At 40.0% G+C, this 18,092-nt stretch carries 13 protein-coding genes; 10 read left to right on the top strand and 3 right to left on the bottom strand.

Features of this window, described 5'->3' with window-relative positions:
• Positions 1-870 precede the first annotated feature (870 nt).
• The 6 genes from G6Q48_RS16150 to fbpC all read left to right on the top strand — a co-directional run bounded on the left by G6Q48_RS16150 (position 871) and on the right by fbpC (position 8,856).
• A complete protein-coding gene (locus G6Q48_RS16150) occupies positions 871-1,497 on the top strand; it encodes a response regulator transcription factor (RefSeq protein ID WP_102137529.1) in 627 nt (208 codons plus the stop codon).
• A gap of 7 nt (positions 1,498-1,504) precedes the next feature.
• Positions 1,505-3,031, top strand: a complete 1,527-nt coding sequence (locus G6Q48_RS16155) for an MASE1 domain-containing protein (protein WP_166267552.1) — start codon at positions 1,505-1,507, stop codon at positions 3,029-3,031.
• Positions 3,032-3,137: 106 nt separating this feature from the next.
• The gene (uhpC, locus tag G6Q48_RS16160; protein WP_166267554.1) at positions 3,138-4,463 is read left to right on the top strand and encodes an MFS transporter family glucose-6-phosphate receptor UhpC; all 1,326 of its coding nucleotides are present in this window, start codon (positions 3,138-3,140) and stop codon (positions 4,461-4,463) included.
• A gap of 14 nt (positions 4,464-4,477) precedes the next feature.
• Entirely contained in the window at positions 4,478-5,509 is a 1,032-nt protein-coding gene (locus tag G6Q48_RS16165; protein ID WP_102137526.1) for an ABC transporter substrate-binding protein, read from the top strand.
• Positions 5,510-5,711: 202 nt separating this feature from the next.
• Positions 5,712-7,790, top strand: coding sequence for an ABC transporter permease (locus G6Q48_RS16170; RefSeq protein WP_166267556.1), 2,079 nt, complete (start codon positions 5,712-5,714; stop codon positions 7,788-7,790).
• Between the two features lie 16 nt (positions 7,791-7,806).
• Positions 7,807-8,856 (top strand): ferric ABC transporter ATP-binding protein, encoded by a 1,050-nt coding sequence (gene fbpC / locus G6Q48_RS16175; protein ID WP_166267558.1) that lies wholly within the window; start codon positions 7,807-7,809, stop codon positions 8,854-8,856.
• A 112-nt stretch (positions 8,857-8,968) separates the two neighbouring features.
• Here fbpC and ulaG read toward each other — a convergent pair whose 3' ends face one another.
• Both ulaG and ulaR read right to left on the bottom strand, forming a co-directional pair.
• Complete coding sequence (gene ulaG / locus G6Q48_RS16180) at positions 8,969-10,036, bottom strand: L-ascorbate 6-phosphate lactonase (RefSeq protein WP_102137524.1); 1,068 nt, start codon at positions 10,034-10,036, stop codon at positions 8,969-8,971.
• Between the two features lie 113 nt (positions 10,037-10,149).
• Positions 10,150-10,905, bottom strand: coding sequence for an HTH-type transcriptional regulator UlaR (gene ulaR / locus G6Q48_RS16185; protein WP_102137523.1), 756 nt, complete (start codon positions 10,903-10,905; stop codon positions 10,150-10,152).
• Between the two features lie 403 nt (positions 10,906-11,308).
• Between ulaR and G6Q48_RS16190 the strand changes: the two genes are divergently transcribed.
• The 4 genes from G6Q48_RS16190 to G6Q48_RS16205 all read left to right on the top strand — a co-directional run bounded on the left by G6Q48_RS16190 (position 11,309) and on the right by G6Q48_RS16205 (position 15,126).
• Complete coding sequence (locus G6Q48_RS16190; protein WP_102137522.1) at positions 11,309-13,063, top strand: PTS ascorbate-specific subunit IIBC; 1,755 nt, start codon at positions 11,309-11,311, stop codon at positions 13,061-13,063.
• Positions 13,064-13,135: 72 nt separating this feature from the next.
• Positions 13,136-13,603 (top strand): PTS sugar transporter subunit IIA, encoded by a 468-nt coding sequence (locus G6Q48_RS16195; RefSeq protein ID WP_166267610.1) that lies wholly within the window; start codon positions 13,136-13,138, stop codon positions 13,601-13,603.
• 48 nt (positions 13,604-13,651) lie between these two features.
• A complete protein-coding gene (locus G6Q48_RS16200) occupies positions 13,652-14,482 on the top strand; it encodes a Cof-type HAD-IIB family hydrolase (RefSeq protein ID WP_102137520.1) in 831 nt (276 codons plus the stop codon).
• Positions 14,479-15,126 (top strand): 3-keto-L-gulonate-6-phosphate decarboxylase UlaD, encoded by a 648-nt coding sequence (locus G6Q48_RS16205; protein WP_166267560.1) that lies wholly within the window; start codon positions 14,479-14,481, stop codon positions 15,124-15,126. Before G6Q48_RS16200 ends, G6Q48_RS16205 begins: the two co-directional genes overlap by 4 nt.
• 148 nt (positions 15,127-15,274) lie before the next feature.
• On the opposite strand, the gene G6Q48_RS16210 is transcribed toward G6Q48_RS16205, so the two are convergent.
• Positions 15,275-17,851 carry a calcium-binding protein gene (locus G6Q48_RS16210; protein ID WP_166267562.1) on the bottom strand — a complete coding sequence of 859 codons (2,577 nt, stop codon included), beginning with the start codon at positions 17,849-17,851 and terminating at the stop codon, positions 15,275-15,277.
• Between the last annotated feature and the right edge of the window lie 241 nt (positions 17,852-18,092).

The following is an 18,092-nucleotide window of genomic DNA, read 5'->3' on the forward strand; positions in this document are numbered from 1 at the left end:
TGTTTAATATCTGACTCGTCTAAAATATCTTCAGCTATGCCCTAAATAATTCGGATTGCAGCTAGGCGACAAGAGAAGATATCTCTATGAAGCATACAAAAGTATGTGACTAGAGTAGCTGAACGCAGGTAACAACGCTGCGGTTCGAAGTATGACAAGCATTATGATGGGCATAAAACAGGAAGGCGGGATAAAGGACTCACCTTTACCCCGCCAGCGATAACAACTACTCTGATGGTTACTGCTTTATATAATTATGTCTTTACATTAAAGATAATTATATAGGTGGTGCCTCACTCCACGTGTCGCCCTGTGTTTGATAAGGCCCTAAGGCGAATATCTGTGCTGTTGGACGGTAGGCACCTTACTTTGGCGTCATTCTTGGTTTATGTGGTATGTACCCAACTAATTTTGGACCTACATAAGAAGTTGAATGAGCAACTGAATATTATTATGCACAAGCCGTGCCAACTTTTCAATTTATTTTTTAAAACATTAAAAAATAAGACAATTTATTTTTCACAGTCTATTCAGTGATTCTGGATACACTGAAACGGTTTATCTCTTTCTCAATATTGTCGCTAATTTAAGACACCCTAAACACCAATCTTATAAGTCTATATTTATCAATAAGATAAATGTCTCCTTTTGGAGACACCCCTATGGGGGGTTTGTCGCTATTTTTATACATCTTGTTTTTTGGTTATTTATTATTCAATATAAATAAGTTTGCGTGAAAATTTTACCCCAATAAAAAAATTGCTCGTCATTATAGATGAACAGCAGAATTTTACATTCTGCTTCTAGCTTATCTTTTCCTATATTGATATAAGATTTCCCAATACCCTACTCATCAAATTGATAAAAAATATGATAAAAATCGCGTTAGTTGATGACCACATCGTTGTGCGTTCTGGTTTCGCACAACTTTTGACACTTGAACCTGATATTTCGGTTGTCGGGCAATATGCCAATGCTCAAGAGGCTTGGCCTAATTTGCTTAATTTAGATATTGATGTTGCCATCATGGATATTTCGATGCCAGATGAAAACGGTTTACAACTTTTATCACGGTTACGCCAAAAAAAGCCTGATTTTCGCACTATTATCTTGAGCATTTATGATACCCCAGCCTTTGTACAAAGCGCATTGGATGCAGGCGCCAGTGCTTACTTAACAAAACGTTGTGGCCCTGAAGAGCTAGTCCAAGCGGTTCGCTCTGTACACCAAGGCGGTTGCTACCTATGCTCTGATGCTATGCGAGCGCTACGCCATTCACCACAACAGCAAAAAAGCCTACAAGAACTGACGCCCCGAGAACGGGAAGTGTTTGATTTATTAGTGGCTGGCTTGAGTGTCAAAGTGATCGCAGAGCAACTTGAACTAAGCCATAAAACTGTGCATGTGCACCGCGCAAATATTTTAGGCAAACTACAATGTGAAAATACCATCGACCTTGTTCATTACGCGTTAGAACATAACCTAATTTCAAGGTAATTCAGGCATGAATAAAAGCTTACGGTTAACGCTGCAATCCATCTTTTTATTTTTTACCTATTCCCTGTTATGGATTGGGTTGTGGATCATCGGCTTTTATTTAAGTCAAAACAGTTTTCAGGCAACGTTGTTTCTTCCACAAGGCTTGCGCCTAGCATTGATGATTATCCTTTGGCGGCGCTACTGGCCAACACTGCTGCTTAGCGAAGGAATATTGAATTTTTGGTTATCATCGGAGCAACTTCTCTTTCAACCTGTTTTGCTGTTGTCTCCATTATTAAGTCTAGGTGTTGCTTTTGTCATTCAAAACATCTGGTGGCGCTATACGTTATATTGGCAACGATTATTATTATTGCTCGCAGGTGTTGCCGCAAATAGTGTATTACATGCCTTATTATTCAGTGGGTTATCACCCTATTCCATTAGCCAGTTATTTCTAACAACATTCACAGGGGGAATACTCCTTTCTCCTTTTGTTTACCTTATTTATGAGTATCTCCACGAACAGCACTACCAGATGTTACTGGATTATGGAACGCCAGATAAACAATTGCGCACATCCTTAATTGTTTGGTGTTTTCTATTTTGTGTTGTCGGGCTCAGTGTCCAAGTTTTTTTCGCCCCCGAAATCGAACGGTTAATTGTCCTTCTGGTATTTATTCCTAACGTTTTTATGGCCTACCGCTATGGCTGGCAAGGTGGCGTACTTTCTGCATTATTAGGCAGTTTAATTATTACTTTTGCACGGCAATTTCACGGGGCATTTGCCGATTTAGAAGAGTTAGAAATGTTTCTCAGCACCCAGGCCTTAATTGGCATTGGGCTTGGGATAGCAATTAGCCGGCAGAAACAATTAGCCAGTAATTTACAGCGTTATCGCCAACGCCTAGAAGAGGAGTTAAAAGCACGCCGCGACTTAATGCGGCAGCTCGTGCACACAGAGGAGGATATCAAAAAAGCGATTGCCCGTGAGCTGCATGATGAGATTGGGCAAAATATTACTGCCATCCAAATTCAGTCGATGCTAGTGAAAAAAACGGCGCCAGATGATATCAGCCACCAAGCCGCAAGCCAAATAAATGAATTAGCCCAGCAAATTCACCAATCTACGCGGCAAATGTTACGCCAATTACGCCCTCCCGTATTGGATGAAATGTCCCTTGAAAATGCACTTAAGCACTTAATTGCTGAATTTTCTTTCCCACAAAATAATATCCAGTGCCAATTTCATTATGACTTACAAGAAACACCGATCAATGAAACGGTTTTGTTTACACTTTATCGTCTCGTCCAAGAGTTACTAAACAATATCAGTAAACATGCAAAAGCCACACAAATCCACATATCTCTTAAGCAAATAGGTGACTCGATCCAGCTAGTTGTTGATGATAATGGCGTTGGTATTCCATTTAGCAAACGCACGAGTGGCTTTGGTTTGCGCGGTATTGAGGAGAGAGTTCGAGCCTTAGGCGGTGACTGGACACTGACCACCCAAAATGGAACACAAATAAGTGTTAACTTGCCCACATTTTGAGATAAAACCTCACAAAACTAGGAATAATTCCTAGTCCTCTAATACCTTCTCTCATCCTTTTTGTTAAAAACTTGATTACATTCTGCCTAACAAGAGAAACCGCCCTATGACAGGTAAAGACACCTTGAGTCTGGATAACACGTATCGTTTTTGGCGTCGCCGCTTAATGCTATCAATGATTATTGGTTATGCCACTTTTTACCTTACGCGAAAGAGTTTTAACTTCGTGATGCCTGTCATGCAAAACGAGCTGTTTCTCGATAAAAGCGATATTGGCTGGATAGCGACTGCCTTTTATTTAACCTACGGTATTTCTAAGTTTTTATCGGGAATTTTCCACGATATTACCGGATACCGTTGGTTTATGGGCGTCGGTTTAGTGATGACTGGGCTACTGAATATTATTTTTGCCTATTGTTTATCGTTTCCCGCGTTATTAATTGTCTGGACACTAAATGGCTTTTTTCAAGGTTGGGGCTGGCCACCTTGCGCACGTATTCTAACGCACTGGTATTCACGCAGTGAGCGTGGGTTTTGGTGGGGGCTGTGGAATATTTCCATCAACCTAGGTGGAATGTTACTGCCTTTGCTTACAGCACTATTGGCAACCCAGTACAGCTGGCAAATGGCGTTAATTGTCCCCGGGATTATTGGTGTCATCATTGGGTTATGGCTGTGCCGCCAATTACGTGGCACACCACAAGAAGAACAGCTACCAAGCGTGGGGCAATGGCGACAAGATGTTTTGGAGTTACGCCAAGAGCGTTTGTCCCCTCCCATGCCGATGTTAACGATTTTAAAAGATGCCATTATTTTTAACCGAATGATTTGGTTACTAGGCTTCTCCTATATTTTGGTTTATCTGATTCGCATGGCGATAAACGATTGGGGAAATTTATGGTTAACAGAAAAGCATGGCACTAACTTACTCAGTGCAAATGCCACACTGTCGTTATTTGAATTGGGAGGATTATTAGGTGCGCTCTGCTCGGGCTGGGGCTCTGATATCCTATTTCGTGGCCAACGTGCACCTATGATCCTACTGTTTTCATTGGGGCTTTGTGTCTCCGTGAGCGCCTTATGGTTAACACCAATTCATCACTACGCTTTATTGGCTGTATGTTTTTTTGCTATCGGATTTTTTGTTTTTGGGCCCCAAATGTTAATCGGTCTAGCTGCAACAGAATATTGTCATAAAAAAGCAGCTGGAGCGGTAACGGGCTATCTGGGTTTGTATGCCTATTTAGGGGCTGCAATCGCTGGATGGCCACTCTCTCAAGTCATTGCACGCTATGGTTGGTCAGGGATGTTTTCTTTACTAGCCAGTGCCGCGGCTTTGATGGGATTACTGCTAATGCCTCTTTTGATTGCCAATGTCAGCAAACGAGAGCATTTAGCAGGCACTGTTTCACCCTCTGATAATAAAACCTGAATAAAGGACTGAAAATGAAACTGAAAACTCTCTCTACGCTTATCGCTGCTGGTTTATCACTAGCGGCTATTTCTACCACTGTGAATGCGGCAGGCCGTTTAGTTGTTTACTGTAGCGCCACTAACGCCATGTGTGAAACTGAAACGCAAGCTTTTGCTAAGAAATACGATGTCAAAACCACCTTTGTACGTAATGGTTCTGGCAGTACTTTAGCCAAAATTGAAGCAGAAAAACGTAACCCACAAGCTGACGTGTGGTATGGCGGTACATTAGACCCACATTCACAAGCTGGGGAAATGGATTTACTTGAGCCATACAAATCGCCGAATCTGTCTGAAATCATGCCGCAGTTCCAAGACCCAGCAAAACGTAAAGGCAACTACTCTTCCGCTGTTTACATCGGTATTTTAGGTTTCGGTGTCAATAAAGACCGCTTAAAAGAGAAAGGTTTACCAATCCCAACTTGCTGGAAAGATTTAACTAAACCTGAATATAAAGGCGAAATTCAAATTGCAGATCCACAAAGCTCAGGAACTGCTTATACCGCATTAGCCACTTTCGACCAATTATGGGGAAATGAGCAAGCCTTTGATTACCTGAAAAAACTAAACTCAAATATCTCTCAATATACTAAGTCTGGTATTGCCCCGGCACGTAATGCCGCTCGTGGTGAGTCGGCAATTGGTATTGGCTTCTTACATGATTATTCATTAGAAGTGGAAAACGGTGCGCCATTAGAACTTATCGCCCCTTGTGAAGGAACAGGCTATGAAATCGGTGGGATCAGTATCCTGAAAAACGCGCGTAATATGGACAACGCGAAACTGTTTGTCGATTTCGTCTTATCGAAAGAAGCTCAAGAGCTGAGCTGGAAAGAAGGGAAATCTTATCAAATTTTGACCAATACGACGGCTGAATCCTCACCTATCTCATTGAAACTCAATGAGTTGAACCTAATTAATTACGATATGGATAAATACGGCGATGCTGACGTCCGTAAAAACCTTATCAACAAATGGGTTACTGAAGTCAAAATGAGCAAATAGTATTAAGTGCGGCGTTAACTCGCCGCACTGAGCACTTACTTAACTAAAATAAAAAATTAATTTAATTAAGCTTCGAGTTATGAGCGTTGCCACTAGGCGGTAAGTGACGTTATCTCTAAGAACATGCAAAAATATGTGACTAGGGTTAGCGAAATAAGCCAACACCGTGACAATGCAAAATATGACGAGCTTAGGGGGAACTATGTCTCAAACCCTAACCTTATCGACCCCAACCAAAAAAGATAGTATCTTTTTTTGGCTGCTGATTGCTTGGCTAGGTTTCGCATTACTACCTTCTTGGAGCCTAGATTACGGCGTTCTTGACTCAACACAAGACGAAATCATAGCGGCTTACGGTTGGAGTAGCCTAAACATTAGCTGGCTTTGGTATTTATTACCTTCCATTTTATTTATTCGCCCGTTAACACCAGCGGACCGTTATCACAAAACACGCCATTATTTCGATATTGGCGTGGCTGTTGTCACCGCTGCGGTGGTGATCTTAACCTCCTACTTTGAAGGGAAAGGGTTAGGTTACTCCGCTATTGTGCTATTTATCGCCTTGGGAATGGTGATGACATTGGCGTTAACCCGCCTTGAATGGCTCGGTGGAGACCAGTTTGTTATTGGCTCGCTGATCACCGTTGTTGCGTTGATAACACTATTTATTGTGTTCCCAAGTGTTGCCATTTTTATCCCAATGTTTACGGATGGAAATGGCGACTTTGCGCCATTCGCCTTTGTGGCAATTTTGACACAATCTCATATTGTCCAAGTTATTATTAACTCAGTATTTTTATCGTTAGCGGTAGGGGCCGGTTGTACTTTCTTTGGCTTAATTTTAGCCATTTATACCACGCGTATTGCTAAACGCTCTGCCATCATTGGCCGTGTTTTTTCTATTTTGCCTATCGTCACTCCGCCATTTGTCGTCGGACTCGGAGTCACCTTGATGATGGGGCGCTCAGGGTATATTACTGAATTCCTTGCGACCTATATGGGCCTTGAAAATACCAACTGGCTGTATGGCTTTACAGGGATTTGGTTAGCGCAAGTTCTCGCCTTCACACCAATGTCATTCATGATTTTAGATGGTGCAATTAAAACCATTCACCCATCTTTAGAAGAAGCGTCTTATACTTTACGAGCCAACCGTTACCAAACTTTCTTTAATGTATTTATGCCATTACTGAAACCTGCTTTGGCAAACGCATTTTTAATCGTTATTGTGCAATCATTGGCTGACTTTAGTAACCCATTAGTTTTAGGCGGAAATTTCGACGTACTCGCAACACAAATTTACTTCTATATCACCGGGTCACAGCTGGACTATCAAGCCGCCAGTACCTTGGGTGCGTCACTATTAGTGTTCTCACTATTAGTATTCTGCGTTCAGTATATGTGGATAGGCAAGCGCTCCTATGTCACTGTGTCAGGAAAATCTTACCGTGGTGATGTTCAACCATTACCGACATCGTTAATTGCCACCGTAACAACTTTCTTAGCCATTTGGGTTGCATTTAACGTCTTGTTATACGGCAGTATTTTCTACGGCAGTTTCACTGTCAACTGGGGAGTTGATTACACCTTAACTTTTGATAACTTTATTAAATTATTTGGTCAAGGCATGGGCGATGGGGCATGGCCGTCATTGTTGGATACCCTTCTGTACGCAGGTATTGCCGCACCTATTACCGCGATCCTTGGTTTACTGATTGCCTATATCGTGGTTCGCCAAGACTTCCGTGGTAAAAAGACCATCGAATTCACGACGATGTTGTGCTTTGCGGTACCAGGTACCGTGGCAGGTGTGTCATACATTTTAGCCTTTAACGACTCACCGTTTTATTTAACGGGAACGGCTGCCATCGTAATTATTTCAATGACCATGCGTAACGTCCCTGTGGGTATCCGTGCTGGTATTGCAGGTTTAGGGCAAATTGATAAATCATTGGATGAAGCGTCACTCAGCTTACGAGCGGGTTCAATGCGTACCATCTTCTTTATCCTGTTGCCACTGTTGCGCCCTGCCATTCTCTCCGCGTTGATTTATAGCTTTGTCCGCGCGATAACCACTGTCAGTGCGATTGTGTTCTTGGTTACTCCAGATACTCGCGTCGCAACGGCTTATATTTTGAACCGTGTTGAAGACGGTGAATATGGCGTTGCCATTGCCTATGGCTCAATCCTGATTGTCGTAATGTTGGCAATTATTTTCTTATTTGACTATTTGATTGGCGAAGCCCGTGTTTCACGTTCCAAAGCCAAAAATGCACAGTAATCATGGAGTAACTGACATGACACAACATCATTTTGTTGAACTAAAAAATGTGACTAAACGCTTTGGCAACAATACCGTCATCGATGATTTAAGTCTTTCAATCCCTCAAGGTAGCATGGTGACCCTACTCGGCCCATCAGGCTGCGGTAAAACCACCGTATTGCGTTTAGTGGCTGGCTTAGAAAAACCGACTGAAGGCCGTATGTTTATTGACGGTGAAGATGTGACAGACCGTTCCATTCAACAACGCGATATCTGTATGGTTTTCCAATCCTACGCCCTGTTTCCGCATATGTCCTTGGGTGACAACGTCGGTTACGGCTTGAAAATGTTAGGATTATCCAAAGCTGAAATTAAAAAACGGGTTGAGGAAGCATTAGAATTAGTGGATTTAGCCGGTTTTGCTGACCGTTTCGTTGACCAAATATCAGGTGGCCAACAACAGCGCGTGGCCTTGGCTCGTGCATTGATCCTTAAACCAAAAGTCCTGTTATTCGATGAGCCATTAAGTAACTTGGATGCAAATTTACGTCGAAGCATGCGTGAAAAAATTCGTGAGTTACAGCAGCAGTTTAATATCACCTCTTTATATGTCACTCATGACCAAAGCGAGGCCTTTGCGGTATCAGATATGGTTTTAGTGATGAATAAAGGAAAAATCATGCAGCTAGGCTCACCGCAAGAACTCTACCGCCAGCCAGCCTCAAAATTTATGGCGAGCTTTATGGGTGATGCGAATATTTTCCCTGCAACACTCAGTGCGGATTCTGTGGATATTTTCAATTATCGCTTACCACGCCCAGAACAGTTTGTGACTGATAAAACTGCGGTGACTGTGGGGGTTCGTCCTGAAGCCATCACACTGAGTTTACAAGGCGACGATAGCCAACGCTGTACGGTGACTCACGTTGCTTATATGGGGCCTCAATATGAGGTTACTGTTGATTGGCATAGTCAATCAATGTTGCTGCAAATCAATGCCACTCAATTACAACCTTCTGTTGGGGAAAATCTCTATTTGCAGATCCACCCATACGGCATGTTTATCTTAAACGAAAAAGAATAATCTCAAATGTAATAGCTTAAACCGTCACTTCATCGTGGCGGTTTCTTCGTTATTAAGCCCAAATAAAAAACAGAAGAGTTTCCCCTTCTGCTTTTCTTAACAAACCAATTAATTACAAAAATGCTTTATATGGCAATTCAGGTTCATTTTTAAATATATCGTTAAAACCGCGGAAATGTTGATAATGCATACGGTCTTTATCCGTTGGATAAGTGTATTTTCCACCTACTTGCCAGAAGAACGGCGCAAATTTATATTGCAGACGCTCTTTTTTCATATTCCATAAAACTTCAATTTCACGTGGGTCGTTTTGGAAGTTCGCCCAAATATCATGGTGGAATGGAATAACACGTTCGCAATCCAATGACTCTGCTGCACGTAAAATATCTGATGAAGTCATTTTATCGGTCACACCACGCGGGTTCTCGCCATAGGAAAGCAATGCCACATCAATTTGATAACGGTTACCGTGAGCCGCATAATAGTTTGAATAATGTGAATCGCCTGAATGGTAAATCGAGCCACCTGTCGTTTCAATCAGGTAATTCACTGCACGTGAATCCATACCATCTAAAATTTGCTTATCATAGGAAGAAACGCCCTGTGGCAATGTCACTAACGCAGTACGGTCGAATGAATCTAATACACGGATTTTCATATCACCGATATCAATCACATCCCCCACTTTGGCGACCACACAGCGCTCTACGGGTACGCCCCACTTCGTCCATAAATCCACACAGGCTTGAGGGCCAATAAATTTAACGTGGTCACCGCAGTTTTGCATTACCGCAGCAGCAACATTGACATCTATATGGTCAGCATGGTCATGAGACGCTAAAATCGCATCAACCTCTTTAATAGCAAACGGGTCGAGAGGAAAAATTGCAGTACGTAAATTAGGTTGCAGCGCTTCTACCCCCCCCATACGCATCATTTGATGCTGTTTATTCATCAGTGGATTTTTTTGCGTTTTTTTCCCAGTTCCACACCAAAAATCGATACAAATATTGGTATTTCCCTCACTTTTTAACCAAATTCCTGTGCACCCAAGCCACCACATTGAAAAGGTATTGGGTTCAATAACCGTTTTTTCAATTTCTTCATTTAGCCACGTTCCCCACTCAGGAAACGTACTTAAAATCCAAGATTCACGTGTGATTTCATTTACTTTGCTCATAGTAACAATACCTTTTCTAGAATTTTAGATGTAGGGAGCCTGATGCCTTAATCGAGAAATTAAGGCATGGCGGCTGAATTTGTCTATATTAAAAAATCAGGTATTCGACGGAATTAAACCAGTATCACTCGCGTGCCCTGTGCAGCAATCGCTTTGATAACTTCAGAGTTGGCATTCCTCCCAGTGATAAGAACATCTATCTTCTTAGCTGGGCAAAATAACATTCCGGTTCGATGACCCACCTTGGAACTGTCTACAACAACGACTAATTTATCAATTTGGTCAAGCATTTGCTGCTCAGCTACCGCGGTTAGCATGTCAGCTTTGTATAAGCCAGCTTCGGTTAATCCTTTACCTGAAGTGAACATCCAGTTACCTGCGTAACCCATTAACGTGTTCAATGCGGGGTTTAGAAAGATATTCTGAGCCTTATTATACTGCCCACCGATTAAAATAACGTCATCATGGTCTTGGTCAATCAAATAGCTCGCTAATGGAAAATAATTAGTCACAATTTGTACGTTTTTTCCGCACAATTGCTGTCCTAACATAAAAGCTGTTGAACCACAGTTAATGACAGCACTTTCCCCAGGAAGACACAGCTCCGCGGCTTTAATCGCGATTTCTGATTTTTCTTCATAGTGCTCAGTGCTATTGATGTTTAACGGTGACCACTTACGCTTTTTATTTTCAATGCGTTCAGCACCATTACGGACTTTTCGTAATTTACCTTGCCCATCTAACTTTGAAATATCACGACGAGCAGTTGCAGGAGACACACTAAATTGTTCTGTTATATGAGAAACATTGATCACTCGATGTGATTCCAATAACGACAATATTTCATTGTGTCTTTGCACTTCATTCATAATCATCGCCTTATTTGTTAATAATCACCACCATGATGACAAATGATTCAAAATGATTATCTGTGATTAGTTTTGATTCTATTTATCTCATCTAATGTTGTCAACCTTTGCTCATGCAAAAATACAACATTTGACATAAGTAAAAATTAACATATTGATATATATTGATAATTTAAATTTTACGTGATCAAGTCGCCATTTATTCATTTTTTTACTGGTAAAAAAACAGACAAATGCAAACAATCATAAAAGAGCAATTCGTGATTACATATGATCACCTTTGATTTTTGCGAGACTGTTTGACCGCTTTAAATGATTATATCGCAATAACACCAGATACGATCAATATGAATCATCTCTGACCCAGATAAATTACAAATACAATTTGATTAGAGGTAAAAATATGGATTTTTTATACGACGCTTTCTATATTTTTTACAGCCAAGTAATGACAAAAGCGCCTCTATTATTAGGCTTAGTCACATTTATTGGTTATTGGCTATTAAAGCGCGATGGTACGACGATCCTCAAGGGTACAATCAAAACAATTGTTGGGTTTATGCTAGTTGGCGTGGGTGCTAGTACCTTAGTTTCCAGCTTTAAACCCGTCATAGAAAAAATGTCTGAATACCACGGACTGACAGGCTCAGTTATTGACCCTTACACTTCCATGATGGCCACGATGGAAGCGATGGGGGATAACTACTCTTGGGTGGGCTATACCGTCTTATTAGCCCTCGCCCTTAACATTCTTTTAGTCCTTTTTCGCCGCGTGACGGGTATTCGTACCATTATGTTGACGGGGCATATTATGTTTCAACAAGCTGGCTTAATCGCAGTTTTCTATTTTGTTCTCGGCTCAAGCATGTGGGAAACCATTTTATACTCCTCGGTTTTAATGGCGCTGTATTGGGGTATTTCCTCCAATATTATGTTCAAGCCAACACAAGAAGTTACGGGTGGTGCGGGTTTTTCTATCGGCCACCAACAACAGTTTGCTTCATGGATAGCAACCAAAGTTTCCCCGAAATTGGGCGATAAAAATGACAGTGTTGATAATTTAAAACTGCCCAAATGGCTGCATATCTTCCACGACAGTATCTCCGCCACTGCCATTGTAATGACCTTATTCTTTGGTGTGATCTTAATTTCCTTTGGTATCCCCAACCTACAAACCATGGCAGGAACCACCCACTGGACCATTTATATTATTGAAACCGGCCTAAAATTTGCCGTCGCTATCCAAATCATTGTCACTGGCGTGCGAATGTTTGTTGCCGAGCTTTCTGAGGCCTTTAAAGGGATTTCCGAGCGTGTCATTCCTAATGCAGTGCTCGCCATCGATTGTGCGGCAATCTATGCATTCTCCCCTAATGCTATGGTATTTGGTTTTATGTGGGGTGCTATCGGGCAATTTGTTGCCGTTCTGGGTATGTTGGCATTTAATTCGCCAATTATGATTATCCCTGGTTTTATCCCAATGTTTTTCTCCAATGCCACTATTGGTATCTTTGCAAACCATTTTGGCGGCTGGAAAGCGGTCATGAAAGTGTGTTTCGTGATGGGCATCATCGAAGTATTGGGTTCAGCTTGGGCAATCAGCTTAATTAACAACCATGGAACTGAATTCAGTGGTTGGATGGGCATGGCCGACTGGGCACTCGCCTTCCCTGTCATTATGCAAGGTTTGTCGTTCACTAAAATGTTCTTCTTTGTCATTGTCGCCTTAGCCGTTGTCTATATGTATTTTGCGGCAAAGAAATTACGTGCCGAAGAAGATGCACAGAGTACAAGCGAACCCGTCGTTAGTATTAGTGAAGAAGCCGAATCCGCGCCTATTGAACATAGTGGAGCTAAACCTGTACGTATCTTAGCCGTTTGTGGTAATGGGCAAGGCTCGTCCATGATGATGAAAATGAAAATTGGCCAGTATCTTGAGAAAAAGGGGATCCCACACATCATGGATTCCTGCGCAGTATCTGACTATAAATCGAAATTAACAGCGACAGACATTATTGTCTCTTCTAAGCATTTAAGCTCAGAGATGGATCCCGGTGATGGAAAATTTGTGCTTGGCGTACAAAATATGCTCAACCCCAACTCATTCGGTGATGAACTACTCGATATCATACATACCAATTTTATCGTAAATAAATAGCCTAAGTCATAGGAATAGATATCGCTCATGGCGGTATCGATTTCCTTAACATTAAAAAATAGGAACGCAATGATGGGATTTAAACAATCACTAATCGACAATAATTCGATACAGCTTCAAGCATCCGCTGATAACTGGCGTGATGCCATTAAGATAGGTACAGACCTGCTCATCGCTTCAGGTGCAATAAAACCCAGTTATCATGAGGCAATCATCAGCAGCGTCGAAAAACTCGGACCTTATATTTGCATCGCGCCTAGCTTGGCCCTGCCCCATGCTAGACCTGAAGATGGTGTGCTAAAAACTGCCTTTGCTTTAGTCACACTGAAAAAACCGATTATTTTTGAGGGTGAAGATGAACCGGTTGATGTGCTGATCACTTTAGCAGGCAGTTCATCCGATGAACATATGGAGGGCTTGATGGAGGTGACTCGCGTCCTCGATGATGAAGACAGCGAAACCGGTGTCGACCTTGATAAATTACGTCGCTGCCGCACCATTGATGATGTTTATCAGGTTATTGATCAAGCATTATGCTAATTTAATGATAATAAAAGAATCATTAATTAGCGATAGAGGTAATCAACTATGTATAACGTATTAGCGCTTGACTTAGATGGCACAGTTTTAACCCAAGAACACACTATCCATCCCGCTGTCAAACAAGCCATTAACAATGCAGCAAAGCAATGCCATGTCATGATAGTCACAGGGCGCCACCACACCGCAGCCCGTCCCTATTATGATGAACTTGGTTTAACCACGCCAATTATTTGTTGCAATGGTACTTATATCTATGATTACCAAAATGAAAAAGTTCTCACACACAATGCTCTCACCAAAGAGAATGCGCTTACTTTTATTGAATTAGCGCAACAGGACAAACTAAAAATGGTGATGTATATCACCGACGCCATGGTGTATTCAAAAATCGACCCTATCGATTACATGAGCGCGATGGAGCAATGGGCTAACAACCCAACCATGGCACATCCGCCAAAAATTTATCGCATTGATTCATTTGAAGAACAAGTCCAGCACGCTGACTATATTTGGAAATTTGTCGTCGAAGGTGAACCCGCTACGTTAGCGCGTTTCTTAAACTTGCCTTGGATAAAACAAACTTTTAATGCAGAAAAATCATGGTCAAACCGTTTCGATTTTGCTGCTAAAGGCAATAACAAAGGAACGCGTTTAGCTGAGTATCTTAACTCTCTAGGTTATGACTCAAACCAAGTTATTGCTGTTGGTGATAATCACAACGATATCTCCATGATTGAGCTAGCAGGCTTAGGAGTTGCAATGAAAAATGCCGATGACACCGTGAAGTCCCACGCGGATTTTGTTTGTGCGACAGATAACAATGGTGATGGCCTTGCGCGTCTAATACATGAAAATATTTTAGGACAATCACAATGACAAAGCCTTTGATCCAAATTGCTTTAGACCAAACCAACTTACCCTCTGCTCTCGAAGTGGCTGAAAATGTACACACTTTTGTTGATATTATTGAAGTGGGTACCATTTTGGCTTTCGCTGATGGCATGAATGCGGTCTCGACTTTACGTCAAAAGTACCCCAACCACATTCTGGTTTGCGATATGAAAACCACCGACGGGGGAGCCATTTTATCGAGAATGGCATTTGAAGCGGGAGCAGACTGGATCACGGTTTCAGCCGCAGCGCATATTGCCACTATTGCTGCCTGTAAAAAAGTTGCCGATGAGTTTAATCGTGAGATCCAAATTGAAATCTATGGTAATTGGACATTTGAAGATGCCAAAAATTGGGTCGAACTTGGTATTACGCAAGCAATTTACCATCGTTCCCGCGATGCCGAACTTGCTGGTATTGGCTGGACAAATGAAGATATCGAAAAAATGCGTAAACTGTCTGATTTAGGGTTAGAACTCTCGATTACAGGCGGAATAGTCCCTGAAGACCTTCATCTATTTAACGGTATCAAAGCAAAAGCCTTTATTGCTGGCCGTGCATTAGTTGGCGAAAAAGGCAAAAAAACGGCGGAAGCGTTAAGGGAACAAATTGACCGTTTTTGGAAATAATGAGCTTTAATTAAACTGCTATATTCGCTCGAATACAGTCTGTTATAATACAGCTAGCCCTAATACTATCAATAGGTTAGGGCTTCATATTTTATTCGCTCTATAACGTTAAAAATAAATCGCTCATGTACTTAATATTTTTTTGTACTTACCTTTTTGACAAAAAATTATTAACAAGTTGAGCTGGTTGCCAATGGTTATTTATTCTTTCAAAATCATTAATTCCACCGCTATTATATTCATCTTGCAACCGCATTTCTGCTAAAGTATTCACTAAATACTCAAGTTTTTGGGCTGTTGTATACTTTCGAGCCCCTGATAATGAATTATGATGAATAACGATTGGCTCTTGACTATTTTTGTGTTGGATAATCGTGACTTTATAACCAGACTCAGAGCTATAAATATAGTGAACTATTTCATTTTGGTTATCAGGCTCTATTAGTTCAGGTATTCGATTAAAGCTAATTAGGTGTATTTTGTCTTTATCATTATAGTGGTGAATAATACTCTCCCCTCTGAACTCCCCATTAACAATAAATATATTTTCTCCTTCTTGGTCACTTAACAACCCACTATGGCCATTAGCAATTAGTACGTCATTTCCTGCACCACCGTATAAATCAATATTTCCTTCTTCTGCATACAAGACATTATGGCCAGTATTATTGTGTGCCATAGATATACTTCCAGTACCCATATTGGCTTTAAATACTCGTCCGTGTTTACTTTCATCTATTACTTTATGTTGATTACCAGTAAATTGCATAACTAACTGAGAAGGTTTGGAATCCTTTGTAATATGGATCTCCGGTAAAGATAAATCGATTATTGCGTGATTCGAGTTTTCGAAAAAACCTTTAAAAGCAAACATCGGCTGCCATGGTAATAATGGAGATTCTCTTTTCCAATATTGTTTATGTTCTGCCAAGTACCTTACCATATGACTCATACTTTCTTTTACATCATTTGGGATATTATCAGGAAGCCTATCATAATGGTGAATATGATTTTTATTTATTTCATCAGAGGATATTCTTTTTATTTTCACCTCGCGTAACTTTGAATTTGACGTAAAAACTTGATACGTCACCCCATTTTCTTCTATATCTTTATATTTATTATTAAAATGCATTAAATGGATGTTGTTAATTCCATTATTATCATTGATAACTGTTATTCCGCGGCCTATAGAACCATCAACAATATAGTGATCATTACCATCATTGCCATTTAAGGTATCATTACCTAAATCTGATAATAATAAATCCCCTTGCATACTGCCCTCTAAAAAATCATTCCCAGCACCACCATATAAAACATTCATTCCTTCATGTGCAGCGATTCTGTCGTTACCCTTTCCACCATTAACAACCATGCCAAAATAACTATAATTATAAATTTTATCATCTCCATCTAATGCATCAATAATCGCATTTTGATAAATCTCTCCTCTTCTATGGTAAAATTCATCAGATTGATGAGTAAATAAATCGGGTCTTTTTTCAGTAACTATTTCATGTCCATCTACCTTTAGGTTAATCTTAAATAGATTATCATTCGCATCCTTTATATATATATGTTGGAATTCTTTATTTTCATAACCTACGAATTTGATATTCAGTTTTTTATCATTAAACATATTGGAAAAATATATTGACTGACCCTCTGCACGTAACTGCTTTCCATATTCATCAAACAGCTTTATAATAATGCTATTATCGCGACCATCCCTTCCTTTCATATTACTAAGATCAACGGTCAATTCTGACTGTGCAAGATCACCTACTTTTAATTGATAAATATCATTCCCTTTTGTTGCTATAATATAGCTATCTCTATTTACCATAGTTAAGTTATCATCATTATGACTACCTGTGTACGTTAGGTTTTTAACATTCCCATTAGGATTAAAATCCCCCCATGACGGAGATGAATACCCCTGATTATTGATAATAATATTTTTCTTTTCTTGATTGATGATAACTTTGTCATTCTCGGCACGCCTCTTAAGATAATCTTTATCTTGAAAATAGCTAATCTCATAAATCTTATCAAAACTTTCCTTATTTCTATAATTTTTTAGAATAGGTGTTAAACAGAAACCATCATGGGTATAAAGTTGATAATGATGTTTTAATACTTTTCCATCTACTGAATTTTGATACGCATTTTTTAATGTTAAGTTCAACTCTAAAGTATCCGTCGTTTTATAAGGCGACTTTGTCTTAATTGTTAACATCAGGTCATTATCAATGAGTTTTACATTAGTTATCTCATTTAGCGTGTAACCTAAGTTAACTTCACTCTGGCTTTCAGTTTTTTCAACAATTCTCGCATTTAATTTAATTGTTTTTTTATTTTTAACATTCTCCCATTGATAACGGCGTAAATAATAATTATCATCGCCATCTCCACCTCGTGCAACACCCGACCGAAAAATAAGATGATCGTTTCCATCATACCCATTAATCGAAGCTTTCATTTTACCTGCATCTAATACATTGTTTTCTTTATTCCCTTTTATAAATAAATTTGATTTTACCTCCCCTGAAAAAACAACATTTCTAGTATTTTTCAGTTTAACTTCATGCCCTTCCTCCTCATTTAAATTAAGGCCATCTCTCATTAAATTAATGTATATTGATTTCTTATCAATATAATCCAAACCTTCAATTTCCTTATCATAAGACATCATCATTTTTAATTTATTTATAGCATCCATATTAACTCTCTAGAATTTTACCGTGAATATAAATAACTAAGTCATTCACTGCCTTAGCACTATTTAACATTCAACAATTTAGCACTTAATTTATTTTTTAATTAAAAAGTTAATCTGATATATCAATAAATTTATTCATGAAATAAATTAGAAATTAATTAATATTTAAATAATAAAAAAGCACTCTATCACGTTGGCTTTATACCTAGTGATAGAGTGCTTGTATTCAAAATTTGCTTAG

The sequence above is a fragment of the Providencia sp. M-27 genome (assembly GCF_011077905.1).
GTDB lineage: Bacteria > Pseudomonadota > Gammaproteobacteria > Enterobacterales > Enterobacteriaceae > Providencia > Providencia huaxiensis.